Annotated in this window: 19 protein-coding genes; 10 read left to right on the forward strand and 9 right to left on the reverse strand. The window is 64.7% G+C overall.

The window, feature by feature from the left end; translation table 11 throughout:
- Positions 1–2: 2 nt before the first annotated feature.
- From P9273_RS00110 to P9273_RS00120, 3 genes are read right to left on the reverse strand one after another with little or no spacing between them, the layout of a single operon-like run.
- On the reverse strand, positions 3–1,151 hold the full coding sequence (locus tag P9273_RS00110; protein ID WP_278047095.1) for a carnitine 3-dehydrogenase: 1,149 nt from the start codon (positions 1,149–1,151) through the stop codon (positions 3–5).
- A 2-nt stretch (positions 1,152–1,153) separates the two neighbouring features.
- Positions 1,154–1,777 carry an HD domain-containing protein gene (locus P9273_RS00115; RefSeq protein ID WP_278047096.1) on the reverse strand — a complete coding sequence of 208 codons (624 nt, stop codon included), beginning with the start codon at positions 1,775–1,777 and terminating at the stop codon, positions 1,154–1,156.
- Positions 1,778–1,794: 17 nt separating this feature from the next.
- Positions 1,795–2,718: a 3-keto-5-aminohexanoate cleavage protein gene (locus tag P9273_RS00120; protein WP_278047097.1), complete on the reverse strand. Its 924-nt coding sequence runs from the start codon at positions 2,716–2,718 to the stop codon at positions 1,795–1,797.
- A 138-nt stretch (positions 2,719–2,856) separates the two neighbouring features.
- On the opposite strand from P9273_RS00120, the gene P9273_RS00125 reads away from it, so the two are divergent.
- Positions 2,857–3,837, forward strand: coding sequence for a GlxA family transcriptional regulator (locus P9273_RS00125; RefSeq protein ID WP_041000351.1), 981 nt, complete (start codon positions 2,857–2,859; stop codon positions 3,835–3,837).
- On the opposite strand, the gene P9273_RS00130 is transcribed toward P9273_RS00125, so the two are convergent.
- The 3 genes from P9273_RS00130 to xylA all read right to left on the reverse strand — a co-directional run bounded on the left by P9273_RS00130 (position 3,818) and on the right by xylA (position 6,368).
- On the reverse strand, positions 3,818–4,579 hold the full coding sequence (locus P9273_RS00130) for a TIGR01458 family HAD-type hydrolase (protein ID WP_336619352.1): 762 nt from the start codon (positions 4,577–4,579) through the stop codon (positions 3,818–3,820). The two genes, P9273_RS00125 and P9273_RS00130, sit on opposite strands and share 20 nt — an antisense overlap.
- Before the next feature lie 75 nt (positions 4,580–4,654).
- Positions 4,655–4,858, reverse strand: coding sequence for a hypothetical protein (locus tag P9273_RS00135; RefSeq protein WP_041000347.1), 204 nt, complete (start codon positions 4,856–4,858; stop codon positions 4,655–4,657).
- 184 nt (positions 4,859–5,042) lie between these two features.
- The gene (xylA, locus tag P9273_RS00140; protein WP_041000345.1) at positions 5,043–6,368 is read right to left on the reverse strand and encodes a xylose isomerase; all 1,326 of its coding nucleotides are present in this window, start codon (positions 6,366–6,368) and stop codon (positions 5,043–5,045) included.
- Between the two features lie 111 nt (positions 6,369–6,479).
- Between xylA and P9273_RS00145 the strand changes: the two genes are divergently transcribed.
- Positions 6,480–6,842: a nuclear transport factor 2 family protein gene (locus P9273_RS00145; protein ID WP_278047099.1), complete on the forward strand. Its 363-nt coding sequence runs from the start codon at positions 6,480–6,482 to the stop codon at positions 6,840–6,842.
- Between the two features lie 92 nt (positions 6,843–6,934).
- Here the strand turns inward: P9273_RS00145 and xylB are convergent, their stop codons facing one another.
- From xylB to P9273_RS00160, 3 genes are all read right to left on the reverse strand, one after another.
- The gene (xylB, locus tag P9273_RS00150; protein WP_278047100.1) at positions 6,935–8,389 is read right to left on the reverse strand and encodes a xylulokinase; all 1,455 of its coding nucleotides are present in this window, start codon (positions 8,387–8,389) and stop codon (positions 6,935–6,937) included.
- 82 nt (positions 8,390–8,471) lie between these two features.
- Entirely contained in the window at positions 8,472–9,791 is a 1,320-nt protein-coding gene (locus P9273_RS00155) for a tetratricopeptide repeat protein (RefSeq protein ID WP_278047101.1), read from the reverse strand.
- Positions 9,792–9,820: 29 nt separating this feature from the next.
- On the reverse strand, positions 9,821–10,444 hold the full coding sequence (locus P9273_RS00160; RefSeq protein ID WP_278047102.1) for a LysE family translocator: 624 nt from the start codon (positions 10,442–10,444) through the stop codon (positions 9,821–9,823).
- 344 nt (positions 10,445–10,788) lie between these two features.
- Here P9273_RS00160 and P9273_RS00165 point away from each other — a divergent pair, with 344 nt between their 5' ends.
- The 8 genes from P9273_RS00165 (at position 10,789) to P9273_RS00200 (ending at position 17,678) form a co-directional block, all read left to right on the forward strand.
- Positions 10,789–11,457 carry a L,D-transpeptidase gene (locus P9273_RS00165; RefSeq protein WP_442920181.1) on the forward strand — a complete coding sequence of 223 codons (669 nt, stop codon included), beginning with the start codon at positions 10,789–10,791 and terminating at the stop codon, positions 11,455–11,457.
- Positions 11,458–11,542: 85 nt separating this feature from the next.
- Positions 11,543–12,709 carry a diphosphate--fructose-6-phosphate 1-phosphotransferase gene (locus tag P9273_RS00170; protein ID WP_041000333.1) on the forward strand — a complete coding sequence of 389 codons (1,167 nt, stop codon included), beginning with the start codon at positions 11,543–11,545 and terminating at the stop codon, positions 12,707–12,709.
- A gap of 14 nt (positions 12,710–12,723) precedes the next feature.
- Positions 12,724–13,470, forward strand: a complete 747-nt coding sequence (locus P9273_RS00175) for an MBL fold metallo-hydrolase (protein ID WP_442920182.1) — start codon at positions 12,724–12,726, stop codon at positions 13,468–13,470.
- 188 nt (positions 13,471–13,658) lie between these two features.
- Positions 13,659–15,194, forward strand: a complete 1,536-nt coding sequence (locus tag P9273_RS00180) for a DegQ family serine endoprotease (RefSeq protein WP_278047104.1) — start codon at positions 13,659–13,661, stop codon at positions 15,192–15,194.
- Positions 15,195–15,316: 122 nt separating this feature from the next.
- Entirely contained in the window at positions 15,317–15,928 is a 612-nt protein-coding gene (locus P9273_RS00185) for a sulfite oxidase-like oxidoreductase (protein WP_278047105.1), read from the forward strand.
- A 23-nt stretch (positions 15,929–15,951) separates the two neighbouring features.
- Positions 15,952–16,698 (forward strand): ferredoxin reductase, encoded by a 747-nt coding sequence (locus P9273_RS00190; protein WP_278047106.1) that lies wholly within the window; start codon positions 15,952–15,954, stop codon positions 16,696–16,698.
- Between the two features lie 469 nt (positions 16,699–17,167).
- Positions 17,168–17,374 (forward strand): DUF680 domain-containing protein, encoded by a 207-nt coding sequence (locus P9273_RS00195; RefSeq protein ID WP_041000325.1) that lies wholly within the window; start codon positions 17,168–17,170, stop codon positions 17,372–17,374.
- Positions 17,375–17,444: 70 nt separating this feature from the next.
- Entirely contained in the window at positions 17,445–17,678 is a 234-nt protein-coding gene (locus P9273_RS00200; protein WP_278047107.1) for a DUF680 domain-containing protein, read from the forward strand.
- Positions 17,679–17,739: the final 61 nt, after the last annotated feature.

Here is a 17,739-nt window from a genome sequence, read left to right on the forward strand (position 1 = left end):
CCTCACCCCTTCTTCTTGCTCTTCTTTGCCTTATCGGCCTTGGCGGGCTTCCCGGCTTTTATCGGCTTTTCAGCCTTTGCCGGCTTCTCGGCCTTCTTCGCCGGCTTGGTCGCCTTGGCCTTTGCGACAGGCTTGGCCGGGCTCTTCCTTGCCGCCAGCTTGGCGAGCTGCCTGGTGTAGTCCTTGTGCAGCGCGCCGGCGCCCCAGCCCTTGCCCTTGTTCTGCTTCGATAGCGCTTCCATGATCGCGACCAGATTGTCGTCGCGGATGCGCTCCAGCTCGCGGATCGAGAGGCCATGCGCCTGCTCGTCCGACTGCGTGGCGATCAGGTCGACCAGTTCGTCGTTGAACTCCGGCACGTCCATCAGCTTGGTCCATGGCCATTTCAGACACGGTCCGAACTGCGCCATGAAGTGGCGCATGCCGGCCTCGCCGCCGGCGACGCGATAGACCTGGAACATGCCCATCTGCGCCCAACGCAGGCCGAAGGAATAGCGCATGATGTCGTCGAGCTCCTCGACGGTGCAGATGCCGTCCTTGACCAGCCACAGCGCCTCGCGCCAGGCGGCTTCGAGCAGGCGGTCGCCGACAAAGGCCTCGATCTCCTTGCGCACCACCACCGGCTTCATGCCGATCGAGGCGTAGAGCTCCTTGGCGACCTCGATCGCCTCGGGGAAGGTCTGTTCGCCGCCGACGATCTCGACCAGCGGCAGAAGATAAACGGGGTTGAACGGATGGCCGACGACCAGCCGCTCCGGATGCTTCTTCATCGCCACCTGCATGTCGGTCGGCTTGATGCCGGAGGTGGACGAGCCGACGATGGCGTTGGCCGGCGCATGCTGGTCGATCTCGGCCAGCACCTTGTGCTTGAGGTCGAGCCGCTCCGGCACGCTTTCCTGGATGAAATCGGCGTCAGCGACCGCCTCGGCGATGGTCTTGGCAAAGGTCAGCTTGCCTTCCTTGGGCAGGCCGTCCGGCAGCATCTGCTTATAGGCGCGGCGTGCGCCCTTCATCACTTCGCCGACCTTGCGCGACGCTTCCGGATCCGGATCGAAGATCGACACATCTATGCCGTTGAGCAGCAGCCGCGCCACCCAGCCGGCGCCGATGACGCCGCCGCCGATGGCGGCCGCCTTGTTGATGATGCTCATGGTCAGGCTCCGGTTCTCGTCTTGGCTATATCGGGATTGGTGAGGGCGACGCGCTCGCCGGCGCGGATCACCGCCGGATCGTAGGCCTTGCGGGCAAACACTTCGAGCACGAAGGGCCGGAAGAACTCGACCGGCAGCGTCTCGTAGTCGGGATCGAAGCTCGACTGGTCCCAGCGCTCGCAGAACTGGTCGCAATCGTCGAAATAGGGATGGCCGGCGAAGCGGTCGCGGGCATGCCGGTTGCCGCCCAGGTGATGAGCGTAATAGAGGCGCTGGAAGTCGCCGTGCTTCTCCACCACCCAGGTGCATTGCTCGCGCACAAAAGGCTTCAGGATCGTCGCGGCATACTCATCGTGATTGTAGGGCGCGTAGATATCGCCGATGTCATGCAGCAGCGCCGAGACGATCCAGTCGGTGTCGGCGCCATCCTTCCAGGCGCGCGTCGCCGCCTGCAGGGAATGGTCGAGCCGGGTGATCTTGTAGCCGGAAAGCCCTTCGTCCAACTGCACGAGCGCGTCGAGCAGCCGGTCGCCCGTCTTGGCGGCATAGTCGATCTCATGGGCGGTCAGGAATTCGTAGTCTTCCTTGTCGCCGTCCTTCATCGCGGTGAATTTGACGGTAGCCATGATGCCCGCTCCCCGCCTTATGCCGCGGCTGTGATCGGCGCCCGCTTGGTCAGATTGAGCTTCTTGCGCACTTCCTCAGGCCCGAGCACGCGCGCGCCGAGATTGGTGACGATGCTCACGGCGCGTTCGACCAGCTGTGCGTTGGTGGCCAGCACGCCCTTGTCGAGCCAGAGATTGTCCTCGAGGCCGACGCGGACATTGCCGCCGGCAAGCACGGCGGCCGCCGCATAGGCCATCTGGTTGCGGCCGATCGAGAAGGCCGACCAGTTCCAGGTCGAGGGCACGTTGTTGACCATCGCCATGAAGGTGTTGAGGTCGTCCGGCGCGCCCCACGGCACGCCCATGCAGAGCTGCACCAGCGCGTCCGGGTTGAGCACCTTCTCCTCGACCAGCTGCTTGGCGAACCACAGATGGCCGGTATCGAAGGCCTCGATCTCCGGCTTGACCCCCAGTGCCGTCATCATGCCGCCCATGGCGCGCAGCATGCCCGGCGTGTTGGTCATCACATAATCGGCCTCGGCGAAGTTCATCGTGCCGCAATCCAGCGTGCAGATCTCCGGCAGGCACTGGCGGACATGCTCCATGCGGTTCGACGCGCCGCCCATGTCGGTGCCTTTCTCGCTGAGCGGCAGCGGGCTTTCCGGCGGGCCGAACACCATGTCGCCGCCCATGCCGGCGGTGAGATTCAGCACCACGTCCACATTCGCCTCGCGGATGCGCTCGGTCACTTCGCGGTAGAGATGCACGTCGCGCCTGGGCTTGCCGGTCTCGGGGTCGCGCACATGGCAGTGGACGATCGCGGCGCCCGCCTTGGCCGCATCGATCGCCGAATCGGCGATCTGCTTGGGCGAGCGCGGCACGTGTGGGCTGCGGTCCTGCGTGCCGCCGGAACCGGTCACGGCACAAGTAATGAAGACCTCACGGTTCATCGCGAGCGGCATCGTCTTTCCTCCCAGATTCGATCGGCCATCCATGTCGAGCAAAAAGCTGGAAACCGGCTTTGCTATGACAACCATGCGCCGAAGCTAGCCAAGAATGACCGACTTGCCGGAAACTGTTTTGCGTTTTACGAAGCTCTCATGATAAAAAGCGAAAAGCCGACCATCTTTCGTGCCGAGCGCGAAACGCTGAAGGTTACGTTCCTGGTGTTCTCGGGCTCGTCGATCATGTGCGTGGCTTCGGCGGTCGATCCGTTGCGCGCCGCAAACCGCGTCTCGGGCGAGACGCTGTTCGATTTCAAGCTGGTCTCGGTTACCGGCGAGGCGCCGGTCACGACTTGCGGCCTTCCCGTGTCCGTCAGCGGCCGCTTCGACGCGGCCGAGCCGACCGACATGCTGGTCGTCGTCGCCGGCTTCGGCACGCAGAACTACGCCACGTCGGCATTGCTTGCCGGCTTGCGCAGGGCGGCGCGTGCGGCCCGCGCCTGCGGCGGCGTCGAGGCCGGCACCTGGCTGGTGGCGCGCGCCGGCCTGCTCGAGGGCCGCAGCGCCACCACGCATTGGGAGGACATGGAGGATTTTTCCGCCGCATTCCCGGGCGTCGACGTTCGGCCGGACCGCTATGTCATCGACGGTCCGGTCTTCACCTCTGGCGGCGCCTCGCCAACCTTCGACCTGATGCTGCATCTCGTCCGCACAAGGCTCGGCATGGCCGTGGCGCTCGATGTGGCGAGCGTCTTCATCTACGACCAGGCCCGCGCCGCGACGGATGCGCAGCCGCTGGTCTCGCTCGGCCGGCTCGACGGCTACGACCCCAGGCTCGCCCAGGCGATCCGCCTGATGGAATCGCATGTCGACCAGCCGCTCACCATCGATGCGGTGGCAAAACGCGCCGGCGTCACGGCACGGACGCTGGAAGGCATTTTTCGCAGATCGATCGGCGAGACGCCCGGCGCCTACTATCTGAGGCTGCGCCTCAGCGCCGCCCGCCGCTTGGTGGTCGACACGCGCATCGCCATGGCCGATATTGCCGGACGCACAGGCTTTTCGTCCGCCGCGGCCTTTTCCAGGGCGTTCTCCAGGGCGTTCGGCGAGGCGCCGGTCAGGCTGCGGCGCGGCTGATTATCCAATCGGTCGCTGCCGCCAGATCGTCGACCACAGCTGTAGGCGCCGGGTCGAAGCGCGTTTCGTCGCCAGGACGGTACTTGCCGGTCCGCACGAGCAGCGCCGCGCCGAGCCCGGCGCGCAAAGCACCGGCAACATCGCTCTCCGCATCGTCGCCGACCATGACCGCATCGGCCGGCGGGCAACTCAAACCGGCAAGCGCCGAGTGGAAGAATTCAGGCGACGGCTTGCCGAGCACGACCGGGCTGCGGCCGCTGGCGAATTCGAGCGCCGCGACGAAGGCGCCGGTGTCGAGGCTGAGCAGTCCGTCAACATCCTTGAAGGTGCGATTGGTGGCCAAAGCCAGAAAATCGGCGCCGGCGATCAGTTCGCGGAACGCTCGGTTGAGGCGTGCATAATCGAAAGCCTCGCCGGCATCGCCGACGACGACGGCTTTATCGCTTCCGCCTTCCGCTCCGGAAAACTCGACCTCGAGGTCGGGATGGACGAGCAGATGCGGCCGGCGGCCATGTTTGCGGAGCCATTCGACGGCTGCGCGCGCCGGCGTCTGCAATTCCTCGTCATCTATCTCGATGCCCAGCCCGGCAAGCTGGGCGATGATTGCGTCGCGCGACGAACGTGTCGTGTTGCTGACGAAACGGAGCGGCAGACCGGTGCCGCGCAGCCGCTCCATGGCTGCCGCGGCGCCTGCTATCTGGACGTCGCCATCGTAGACAACACCCAGAAGATCGAGCAGCACCGCGCGTATCATCGATGCAGGATGGAGAAACAGTCTCCGTTCGTCAAATTAAGGAAGAATCAGGCCATGGAAGAATCAGGCGGCGTCGCGGCCTTCACCGACGATGCGCGAGCGCATGCTCCTGGCCAGCGCCGTTTCGAGCCGCGCGGCGACCGCGCGATCCCATTCATTTGGCTTGCGGGCGCCGTCTTTCGAATGCGGCAGCGCCATCAGCCGATCGATGATCGAACCAGCCTCGCTGGGAGAGAGCAGGGCGTCGATTTCGCGTTCGTGCTGCATACGTTTCGCCTCCTTCTTTCCTTCCCGCCACAGGAGTCACGTTTATACGAGTTCCGTGACGGCTGTTTGAAGGCAAGGATGGGGCGATTGAGGGGCGGTTCGGGGCAAGACCTTGTCGTGAAGTCCTGCCCCGCGCGAAGGCGAATTTAACGGCAGCCGCTGCGGTCGGGCAGCCGCTGCGCAGTCAGACGTAGCGGTTGACGATGTTTTCGAGCAGCTCCTGCCGGCCGGAGCGCGGCTGCGGCTCGATCTTCTCCTTCACCACGCGTTCGGCGATCTCCTCCAGCGTGCGCTTGCCCGACAGCATCGCCTTGCCTTCGGCCGTGTTCCAGCCGGCATAGCGTTCCGCGAGCGGGCCGGATAGCGCTTTGTCCTCGATCATCTTGGCCGCCGCCTTGAGGCCGCGCGCGCAGGCATCCATGCCGCCGATATGGCCGATCAGGAGATCGTCCGGGTCGAGGGACTGACGCCGGAGCTTTGCGTCGAAATTGGTGCCGCCGGTCTTGAAGCCCCCGCCTTGCAGGATCTGGTAATAGGCCAAGGCCATTTCCGGAACGTTGTTGGGGAACTGGTCGGTGTCCCAGCCCGACTGGTAGTCGTTGCGGTTCATGTCGATCGAGCCGAAGATGCCGAGCGCATTCGCTAGGGCCAGTTCGTGCTCGAAGGAATGGCCAGCGAGGATGGCGTGGCCCTGCTCGATGTTAAGCTTGACCTCCTTCTCCAATCCGAAACGCTTGAGGAAACCATAGACGGTGGCGACGTCGTAGTCGTACTGGTGCTTGGTCGGCTCCTGCGGCTTCGGCTCGATCAGGATCGTGCCCTTGAAGCCTATTTTGTGCTTGTAATCGACGACGAGGTTGAGGAAGCGGCCGGCCTGTTCCTGCTCGCGAGCAAGGTCGGTGTTGAGCAGCGTCTCATAACCCTCGCGCCCGCCCCACAGCACATAATTCTCGCCTTTCAGCTTCTTGGTGACATCGATGCATTTCTTCACCGTGGCCGCCGCATAGGCGAACACATCCGGATCGGGATTGGTGGCCGCGCCCGCCATGAAGCGGCGATGCGAGAAAAGGTTCGCCGTCCCCCAGAGCAGCTTGACGCCGGTCTCTTTCATCTTGGTCGCGAAATAGTCGGTGATCTCGTCGAGGCGCGCGGCGCTTTCGGAGAAATCCTTGCCTTCCGGGCGCACGTCTGCGTCGTGGAAGCAGAAATAGGGCGCGCCAAGCAGCGAGAACATTTCGAAGGCGACATCGGCCTTGAGCTTGGCTAGTTCCATCGTGTCGATGCCGCCCGGCTTGGCGAACCAGGGCCGGTCGAAGGTCTGGCCGCCGAAGGGGTCGCCGCCCGGCCATGCGAAGGAATGCCAATAGGCGACGGCGAAGCGCAGATGGTCTTCCAGCCGCTTGCCGGCCACCACCTCGTCCGGATTGTAGAACCGGTAGGCCAGCGGATTGGTCGAATCCGGCCCCTCATACTTGATCTTTTTGATATCGCCGAAAAATCCGCTGCTCATGGTTTCCTTCCTCTCCGAGTGCTTTGCCCGATTACCTCAGGCGTAATTGGTTTCGCTCTTGCGGGGCGCGAAAAAGGTCATGTCGAAACGATCCAACGAAGGAGCATGACAATGACCGATCTCAACACGATTGCCAGCAACTACATCGCCGCCTGGAACGAGAGCGATGCGGCCCGCCGCAAGGCGCTGCTCGAAGCGGCCTTCACCAGCGACGTCAGCTATCGCGACCCGGTCATGCAGGGCGACGGCCATGACGGCGTCGCGGCGCTGATCGACGGCGTGCAGCATCGCTTCGCCGGCTTCCGCTTCTCGCTGAAGGGCGAGCCGGACGGCTTTGCCGACAAGATCCGCTTCTCGTGGAATCTGGGACCCGAAGGTACGGAATCCGTCATCGAAGGCACCGATATCGGCATCATCGAGAACGGCCGCCTGAAGAGCGTCACCGGATTTTTGGACAAGGTGCCGGCGCAGTGAGGCTGCAGGAGCGAGCGGGGCGCTCCAACTGCCAATCTCCCCCCTTGCGGGGGAGATGCCCGGCAGGGCAGAGAGGAGGGCCTCGCGTCCTCTCACGCGGCTACGGCCCGGATCGCCGGATAGAGCGCACGGTAGCGCTGATAAGCATCCGCAAAGGCGCCGCCCAGGCCAGCGTCCGGCTCGATCGTCGCATCTGTCGCCGGCGCCGTGCACACCGCAAGCGGATCGGCGCCCGTCGCGGCGATCAGACCCAGCCGCGCCGCGCCGAAGGCGGCGCCGAAATCGCCGTCGGCCGGAATATCGACCGGCACCTGCAGCGCTGTGGCGATCGCCTTCAGCCAATAGCGTGAGCGCGAGCCGCCGCCGATCGCGGTCACCCGGCTCAGCGTCGTGCCGGCTGTCTTCAGCGCTTCGAGACTGTCGCGGAAGGCGAAGGCGACGCCTTCGAGCACGGCCTGCGTCAGCACGGCCCGGCTCGACTGATGCGCCAGCCCGGTAAACGAGCCGCGAATGGCGGAATCATTGTGCGGCGTGCGCTCGCCCGACAGATAGGGCAGGAAGGTGACACCCGTCGGCGCCTTCAGCGTGTCGCCGATCTCGCCGGTCAGGTCGCCGGCGCTCTTTCCCGTGATCTCCGAAAGCCAGTTGAGCGAATCGGTGGCCGACAGGATCACGCCCATCTGGTGCCAAGTGGCGGGCAGCGCATGGCAGAAGGTATGCACCGCGCTTTCCGGATTGGGCAGATAGGAGGCGTTCGCCGCGAAGAGCACGCCCGACGTGCCGAGCGACACGAAGGCATGCCCGGCGCCGACCGTGCCCATGCCGCAGGCGGAAGCCGCGTTGTCGCCGGCGCCGCCGGCGATCGGGATGCCGGCCGCAACGCCCCACTTCGCCGCGAGCTCGCCGCGCAAGCCGCCGGCCTTCGCCGTGCCCTCGACCAGCGACGGCATGTGCTTTTCGTCGAGCGATGTCGCCGCCAGCAATTCGGGCGCCCAGCGCCGCTTGCCGACATCGAGCCAGGACGTGCCGGCCGAATCCGACATTTCGGAGATATGCTCGCCGGTCAGCCAGAGCCGCAGGTAATCCTTGGGCAGCAGCACTTTCGCTACCTTGGCAAAAATCGCCGGCTCGTTGTTCTTCACCCAGGCAAGCTTCGGCGCGGTGAAGCCCGGGAAAACGATGTTGCCGGTGAGCTTGCGGAAGCGCGGATCGGCATCGAGCGCGGCCGCCTCGACATGGCTGCGGGTGTCGTTCCACAGGATGCAGGGGCGCAGCACCTTGTCCGATTGATCGAGCAGGGTGGCGCCGTGCATCTGGCCGGAAAGACCGATGCCCTTGACCGCGGCAAGCTCCTTCGGGTGCGAGGCCTTGAGTTCGGCAATCGCCGTCTCGCAGGCCCCGATCCAATGCGCCGGATCCTGCTCCGACCAGCCCGGATGCGGCCGCGAGACGTCGAGCGAGCCATGGCCGGAGCCGATGACCTTCTGGCCGTCGTCGATCAGCAGCGCCTTGACGCCCGAAGTGCCCAGGTCCAGGCCGAGATACATGATTTCCTCCCATTGCCATTAATTTTTTCGGGTCTCGAAAAAATCTGGCTTGGCCAGTTTTTAAGACAAGATCCGCCCCGGGTCAATTGTCCGGCAAATCGGCGGCGCGGCGCGAGAACAGCGTCGACAGCGGGCTGTCGGGACGGGCGAGCTGCCGCTCGGCTGTCAGCGCCCGCGCCAGCGCAATATGGCCGGCGCGCAGCGCGGCCTCGATCAAGGTCAGGTCGATCACGTCGCGCTGCGCGTGGCTGCCGCCGAAACGGTGCGCGATCGAGCGGATCGGCCGGATCAGGCGCACGGTCTCATCGTAGCGGCCTTCGCCGAAGGCCTTGATCGCAAGCGTCAGCGGATGGCCGACATCGCGCGTGAAGACGGCATTGTCGTCGCTGCCGCGCATCGCTTGGCGCTGCGCCTCGAGAAGCGTTTTAGCCGGCGCCTCCAGCCCGGCGCCGACAAAGGCCATCATCGCATGGGCGTCGTTGAAGGCGTAGTTGCCGGCGGCGGCTTTCGGGATCCAGTTTTCGGCAAGTGCCGCCCAACGGTCGCCGACATCGATGCCGCCCAGGGTGAGGCGCCACAGGATCGCCGAGGCATCGACCATGTTGAGCGCCAATGTCGAGCGGTCGCCATAGATCGGCCCGTCATAGAGCTTGAGCACCTCGTTCGTCTCGCCGAGGTCATAGTGGAACAGCGCCAGGTGCCACCAATTGTGGATTTTTAGGAAGCTGTTCTTCGACCACGCGTCGGGATTGGCGCGCATCCAGGCTATGCCATCCCTTTGCCGGCTTTGCATTTCCATGACATGCGCGACCGCATGCTGCGCCCAGCCGTCGCGCGGCTCGATCTCGATGGCTTGCCGGCCCAGGGACTCGGCGCGGGCGTAATCGCCCATTTCCTCCAACCCGAAGGCCTGCATGCCGAGAATGGCGTGGTAACCCGGCATGTTTTTCTGCCACGCCGGCAGCGCCCGGCCGATGCGGTCGCGCAGCATGCGCGCGTTGCCGGTGAAGAAATCGATCTGGTGCCCGACTTGCAGCGCCAGCGCGTCGCGAGGATTGTCGATCGCGATATCCTCCAGGATACGGGCGGCTTCATGCCATCGCCCGTCGGCAAGATGGCCAAGCGCCGCGACATGCGCCTGTTCGCGCGCCGTGGCGGCGAGCGGCAGCGCCGCCTGATGGCTGGATCGGGCGACCGCCGTCGCATCCCGCTCGGTGGCGAGGCCGAACAGATAGCCCTTGAAGACATGCGCCATCACAAAGGCCGGGTCATTGGCAATGGCGCACTCGATGGAACCCACCGGGTCGCCGATGAAGCATTGCAGCTCATGCACGGCGCGGGCGTAGGACGAGTATCCGGCTTCGGTCGCACCGGAATAGGTAAGACCGAATGCGTCCTTCATCATATATCCTCGCTATCGACGGCTCGAACCTAGCCGCTGGAGCGCATCGCTACGGTAGCGATGCCGGCGCCGACCAGCAGCGTGCCGCCGGTGCGGTTGAAGATGCGGATCGCCTTCGGGTTGCGCACGACCGCCCGGGCCCTGGATGCAATCAGCGCGTAGCCGAAGGCGTTGAGGAAGGCCAACGTCAGGAAGGTCGTCTCGAAGACCAGCATCTGCGTCCAGAAATCGGCATGCCGGTCGAGGAACTGCGGCAGGAAGGCGACGAAGAAGGTGATGCTTTTCGGGTTGAGCGCCGTCACCAGCCAGGCGTGGGCCATCATTCTTGCCGCCGAGACGGCGTCGGTGCGGGGTTCCGCCTTCAGCGCGCCGCCGGCGCGGAACAGCTTTATGCCGAGATAGATCAGATAGCCGGCACCGATCACCTTGAGCACGGTGAACACCGTGGCCGAGGCCGCGAGCAGCGCGCCGATGCCGAGCATCGACAGCGTCATTGTGGTGAAGTCGCCGAGCGCGACGCCCACCGCCATCGGCAGCGCAGTGCGCCAGCCCTGGCCCAGCGCATAGGAGACGACCAAGAGGATCGTCGGGCCCGGAATGACGAGAAGGATGGAAGAGGCGGCGGCGAAGGCGGCCCAGTTTTCGAAGGACATTTCCCTGCTCCTTGAGCGCAAAGAACAGGATAAATCCCGGGGCCGGCGGGAATGTAAAGGGGCCGCTGAAAGAATCTTCGGCGAAAATCTTCAGCGCTTGGGCCGCAGCCCGATCGATCGCCGCAACGATTGGTTAGGGTTAAGCCGGACGCCCGCGTTTCACCCTTTTTCAACCATGACTGCTGAAAATGCCTGCGATCCGGCCGGACCGTGCTTCCCGCCGGCAGCGTAGGGTTTGGTGCATGCGCGAGTTGCCGCAAAGTCTGACGCCGCCTTCCAACGGCGCCGCAATCGATACCGAAATTCTCCTTTCCCGCCGCGCCGTGCTTTCGGGCGCCGGCGCCATGGCGCTGCTCGGCCTTGCCGCCTGCAGCACCACTGACACGCTCGACCTGCCGCAAATGCAGCTCGACAACACCGTCACTGGTTCCGTGCCGCCGATGCGCCCGGCGATCAGCGTCGACAAGAACATCACCGGTCCCGACGTCATGTATGCCTCGCTCACCGATGGTGGTTTCGAGGTTCCGGCCGTGCCGTGGCAGAAGGTCAAGCCGCAGTTCCGCCGCCAGATCGTCGTCGACAAGACCGGCGAGGCGCCCGGCACCATCGTCGTCCATCTTGAGGAGCGCATGCTCTATCTCGTCCAGCCGGGCGGCGATGCCATCCGCTACGGCGTCGGCATCGGCAAGGACGGCTTCCGCTGGTCGGGCCGCGCCAACATCCAGTACGGCCGCGAATGGCCGGTCTGGACGCCGCCGCCGGAGATGATCCAGCGCAAGCCGGAACTGGTAAAATGGCAGGGCGGCCAGCCCGGCGGCCTCACCAATCCGCTCGGCGCGCGGGCGCTCTACATCTACCAGAACGGTAAGGACACCGGCTACCGCATCCACGGTTCGCCCGAATGGTGGAGCATCGGCCAGGCGATGTCGTCGGGCTGCGTGCGCTTGATCAACCAGGACATCATCGACCTCTACAGCCGCGTTTCCAAGAAGAACCCGGTCGTCGTGGTCTGATCGCTCCGTCGGCCCACTCTTCCGTTGCGCGATGCCGCAAGACAGGCGAAGGTGCCGTGAAAACCTTCGCCTCGGGAGAAAAAGCATGGCTGGAACCTTCGTCATCGCGCAAGGCGGCGGTCCGACCGCCGTCATCAACCAGACGGTCGTCGGCGCCACGCTCGAAATTCGCAAGCGCCATCCAGGCGCCAAGGTGCTGGGCTCGATCCACGGCGTGCGCGGCATCCGCGACGGCAATTATGTCGATCTCTCCGCCATTCCCGAGGATCGGCTGCGGCTGATCGCCGGCACGCCGAGCGCGGCCCTTGGCTCGACCCGCGACAAGCCTGACGCCGCCTATTGCGAGGTCATCCTCAACGGCCTGAAAAAGGCCGGCGCCGACGCCTTCATCTATATCGGCGGCAACGACACCTCGGGCACGCAGCAGATCCTGACCGATGCCGCCGGCGGTTCGATCGCCTTCGTGCATGCGCCCAAGACCATCGACAACGATCTCGAGGAGAACGACCACACGCCGGGCTTCATCTCGGCGGCCGAATTCGTCGCCGGCGCCTTCCTCTCGGTCGACCTCGATTTCCGCGCCCTGCCCGGCATCTATGTCGGTATCGTCATGGGCCGGCACGCCGGCTTCCTGACCGCCGCCGCGGCCGCTTGGCAGCTCGATCCTGACAGCGGCCCGCATCTGGTCTATGTGCCGGAGCGTGCCTTTTCGGCGAAGCGCTTCATCGATGAAGTGCGCGAAAAGCTGGATCGCCACAAGCGCTGCATCGTCGCCGTCTCGGAAGGCGTCAGCACCGCCGACGGCAAGGCGCTGGTCGAAAGCCTGGTGCCGCCGGACAAGCTCGAGCGCGACCAGCACGGCAATGTCAAACTGTCGGGCAGCGACCTGCCGGCGGCGCTGGAACGGGCGCTGGCCGAAGGCCTGCCGGGGAAGCGCGCGCGGGTTGACGCGCTGGGCTACATGCCGCGCGGCTATGTCGGCGCGATCAGCGCCGTCGACGCGCAGGAAGCCTTCGATGCCGGCGCCTTCGCGGTTGCCGTCGCCGGCGAAGGCGGCGGCTCGGTCGCGCTGCAATATGACGGGTCGAAGACGGTGTTGAAGAAAGTGCCGCTGAAGGCGGTGGCCGGCAAGACGCGGCACATGCCGGACGATTTCCTGAAGCCGGACGCCAACCAGCTCTCGGAAGCCGGCATGGCCTATTTGAAGCGACTGGTGCCGGAAAAATACAAGGTCGGGAAGCCCTTCGTCTGATGGGTGGCGGCTCGATGCCCGAGCTTGTGGTGGGCGACTGGTTCGGCAAGGCGGAAGTCGAAGTCGGGACGACGATGCTGACCGAGCCCTTCGTGCATGATTTCGTGCGCGCCAATATGTGGCATCTGAAGGGCCGCGACGCGGATCTGCTGGTCGACACCGGCATGGGCATCTGTCCGCTGGCGCCCGAGATCGACACGCCGCCCGGCAAGCCGCTGATCGTCGTCGCGACCCACATCCATCTCGACCATGTCGGCTCGCTTCACGAATTCCCGCTGCGCATGGGGCCGAGGATGAGCGCGGCGCAGTTCGACGGCATGGATGATGCCGTCACCTACGCCCATATGTTCCACAATCTCGACGGCGCCGTCTCGAAGCTGCCGGCGCCGGACTGGAAGGCGGCCGATTACCGGATTCCATCCGCGCCGCTGACCCGCGCGCTCGACGAGGGCGAAGTCGTCGATCTCGGCGACCGGAAATTCCGCGTGCTACATTTGCCGGGACACTCGCCGGATTCGATCGGGCTTTTCGACGAGGCCGACGGCCTCTTCTTCTCCGGCGACGCCGTCTATGACGGCATGCTGATCGACGACCTGCCGGATTCGGACCGCGCCGCCTATTGCCGCACCATGCAGCGCCTGCTCGACCTGCCGATCCGCATCGGCCATGGCGGCCACGGCCCATGTTTCGACCGCGCCAGACTGCGCCAAATTGCCTCCTCTTATCTGCGCCGGCGGGAGCGCTTCGTAAGCGCATCCTGAATTAAATCTTTGTAAGGTCGCCGCAAAACCCTAATTCGGGCCATTCCGCATCCTAGATGTTTGTCTGTCGAGACGGCCGGCTGCCATGCACGGCGAGACAGGCAGATCCGGCCCTCGGCACGTCGACGGACGACCCCTTGGGAGCGTCCGCGATGCCGGATCAACCACTCGCCCGGACAGAACCGACCATGTCACCATCAAGCACTCTTCGCAGACATCGCGTCGCCGCCCTGCTGGGCGCCGCGCTGATCATTTCTCCCGTTGTCGTCTCTTTCGCCCAGAACAATGCCGGCGTCAGCACCGTGGCCGCGACGACGCAGACGCCCGTCGCCGGTATCACGGCTCCGAACGGCTCTTTCGCTCCGGTCATCGCCGTCACCAAGCCGGCCGTCGTCACGATCACCTCGATCATGAAGGCGCAGTCTAGCGAAGGTTCGCCTTTCGGCGGCAATGCGCCTTTCGACGAGTTCTTTCAGCAATTCTTCGGCGACCAGGGCATGCCGATGCCGCGGACGCCGCCGCAGCAGCAGGGCCCGCGCGCCGAGGCGCTCGGTTCCGGCTTCATCGTCAATTCGGATGGCACCATCGTTACCAACAATCACGTCATCGACGGCGCGAGCTCGATCAAGGTGACGCTCGACGACGGCACCGAGCTTCCCGCCAAGCTCGTCGGTCACGACGCCAAGAACGATCTCGCGGTGCTCAAGGTCAAGGCCGACAAGCCTCTGCCGACCGTCAAATGGGGCGATTCCAACAAGCTGATGACCGGCGACCAGGTGCTGGCGATCGGCAATCCGTTCGGCATCGGCACCACCGTCACCGCCGGCATCGTCTCGGCGCGGGGCCGCGACCTGCATAGCGGGCCCTTCGACGATTTCATCCAGATCGACGCGCCGATCAACCACGGCAATTCCGGCGGCCCGCTGGTCGACGTCAACGGCAACGTCGTCGGCATCAACACCGCCATCTACTCGCCCAATGGCGGCAGCGTCGGCGTCGGCTTCGCCATTCCGTCGGACCAAGCGCAGAAGGTTGTCGCCAAGCTGATGAAGGGCGGCGACATCGAATATGGCTATCTCGGCGTGCAGATCCAGCCGGTCACGCCGGATGTCGCCAGCGCCATCGGGCTCGATCATCCGGGCGGCGCGCTGGTTTCCCAGGTCACCGACGGGTCGCCGGCGGCCAAGGCCGGTATTGAAACCGGCGACGTCATCACCGGTTTCGGCGGTCAGGAAATCAAGGATCCCAAGGATCTGTCGCGCGCCGTAGCCGACGTGTCGCCGGGGGCCAAGGAAACGGTCAATATCTGGCGCAAGGGCAAGGCGATGCAGATCTCCGCCGATGTCGGCCGCAACGCGGACGATCAGAAGACCGCTTCGAACGGCAATGAAGGCCGCAGCCCGTCGGCCGAACAGGGCTTGCGCGTTCCCTCGCTTGGCCTCGGCCTGACCGACCTCACGCCCGATATCCGCGACCAGCTCAATCTTTCCGAGAACCAGCGCGGCGCGGTGGTCGAGCGGGTCAATCCGGACAAGGCGGCCTCGGCGGCCGGCATCCAGCCCGGCGACGTCATCGTCGGCGTCGACCAGACGCCGGTGAAGACGGCCAGGCAGGCCAACCAGGCGATCGCCGAGGCCGGCAAGTCTGGCAAAAAGTCGGTGCTCCTGCTGATCGATCGCGGCGACGCGCAGATCTTCGTCGCGGTCCCGTTCGCCGCCGGCTGACAAAAGCCCTGACGCAGCCTGCCGGCTTTCCCGGCGGGCTGCGTTCTCGAGATTCCTGTTGCCCGTAGAGGCATATTCGAGAACACTGCCCGCATCGTTCGGCCGGTGCAGGAGGCGTCTCGATGGTCACGCGTGGCTTCTTCTCCGGACGGCGTCCTCCTTCCGACACCGACTCGCGCATTCCGCCCGGCCAATATCTGGAACAGGGTTTCCCGGTTCTCTCCGCCGGGCCGACGCCGCGCGTGCGCACCGAGGACTGGTCCTTCACTCTCAAGCAGGGGCCAAAGCCGCTCAAGAAATGGAACTGGGCCGAATTCAACGCCTTGCCGCAAAGCAAGATGACGCGCGACATCCATTGCGTGACGGCCTGGACCAAGTTCAACACGCCCTGGCAGGGCGTGTTGATCGACGACATCCTCGCCGATGCCGGCATCGAGCCGCCGACGGCCTACACGCTGGCGCTGTCCTTCGACGGCTATTCGACCAACGTACCGACCAAGGACCTCGTCACCGGCAAGGCGATGGTGGCGCTGCTCTATGAGAGCAAGCCGATCCCGCCCGATCATGGCGGCCCGGCGCGGCTTCTGGTGCCGCATCTCTATTTCTGGAAATCGGCCAAATGGGTGAGCGGGCTGCAGTTCACCGACCGCGACGAACCGGGCTTCTGGGAGCTGCGCGGCTATCACATGTATGGCGACCCCTGGCGCGAGCAGCGCTATTCCAGTGACCCGTGAGGGCCATCCGTGAGCAGCAATCGATGAGTGCCGAGCCGTCGCCGCAATCGCCCTGGCAGGCAGCCACAATCAGCCGCATCGAAAAGCGCACGCCGCGCGTCACCAGCTTCTGGTTCCAGCCGTCGCGGCCTTTCGCCCATCTGGCCGGACAGCATGTCGACATCAGGCTGACGGCGCCGGACGGTTATCAGGCGCGCCGTTCCTATTCCATCGCTTCGGCGCCGGAAACAGGTGGCGCCGTCGAGCTCGCGATCGAGCGGCTCGACGATGGCGAGGTCTCGCCCTTCTTCCACGACGTGGCTGCCGTCGGCGACGAAATCGAATTGCGCGGGCCGCTCGGCGGCCATTTCATCTGGGAGGAGGGCGACGGCGGGCCGATCCTTCTGGTCGGCGGCGGCTCGGGCGTCGTGCCGCTAATGGCGATGGTGCGCCATCGCACGCTGCGCAACACGGCGGTGCCCGTTGCGCTGGTGTTCTCGGCGCGAGTCTGGGACGAGGTGATTTTTCGCGACGAGCTGATCGGTCTCGACGATCGTCGCGACGGGTTCGATCTGGTGCTGACGCTGACCCGCGAACCGGCCAGGCGGCCGTCCGACTATTCGCGGCGCGTTGACGCCCGCATGATGGCGCAGGCCGTGGAGCGCCTGCCGAAGGCGCCGAGGCTCGCCTATGTCTGCGGCTCGAACGCGTTCGTCTCGGCCGCCGCTGATGCCCTGATCGGCGCCGGCGTTGCGGCGGGGATGATCCGCACCGAGCGCTACGGGGTTTGATAGAAAGGCTTGGACTGCCGCCCCCTTCCAGCGCAACGCCGCTGGCCCATCCGGCAGGAAGCCCCCCGGTTATCAGCCAGAACGCGAATTGAAGCGAGTCGATTCGCCCCCTTGGAACAGGGTAGGGTGGTTATGGGTATCCAAAAGTAACTATTAGGAGATTCTAAAATCGAACCGAACGGTTCGTTTCTGTTGACGGTGCGTGCAAGACGGTGTGAACGTTGGCGCTCCGATACATTTGGTGAGCCAACTGCTAAACAAGACTAAACCTCTGATAAGTCTGGAAAAAAATAAAGTTATAGGCATGCTTATCAAAACTTCAAGATGCGGATTCTTGGTCCAGGCGAAAAAACTTCGTGATTGGAATCCGGCAGTCGGGTCACCCAGATCAGCGCTGTCCGAACGACGCGATTTCATTCCCAAGACACGCCGCTAGACGGACGGAATAAAAGATACTGGAGTAGCAAAAATGAAAAAGATTGTTCTCACTGCCGCAGCCCTTCTGGCAATTTCCGGCAGCGCCTTCGCTGGTAGCGACCATTACAACCCGAACGAAGCCAATCAGGCGTCGGCCAAGGTCGACTCGTCCTACACGGCTTCGGTCCGCCAGTCCGCGCCGGCCACTCAGCAGCCTGCCACGACGGGCGCCGACCACAACCTTTTCGGCAACAACTAACAGCCGACCTCGACCCGGCGGCGGGCTTGCCCGCCCCATCGGTCGGACCATAGGATTTAGGAGCACTGAAATGAAGAAGATCGTTCTTGCCACGGCGGCTTTGATGGCCGTTTCCACCGCTGCTTTTGCGGGCAGCGACAATTACAACAACAGCGGCGTCAATCAGCCGGCTCCGGCCGTCGACACCACGCGCACCTCGTCGATCGGTGCCGACTCGCCTGTTTACAAGCTGCTGAACTCGTCGCGCGACGTACACAAGTCGGCTCCGCAGGGTAGCGACCGCGACCACTTCGGCAACCACTGACGGCCGACTGTGATTTGAAGAGAGAGGGGGGGGGGGGGGGGGGGGGGGGGGGGGGGGGGGG

The organism is Mesorhizobium sp. WSM4935, assembly GCF_029625735.1.
Classification (GTDB): domain Bacteria; phylum Pseudomonadota; class Alphaproteobacteria; order Rhizobiales; family Rhizobiaceae; genus Mesorhizobium.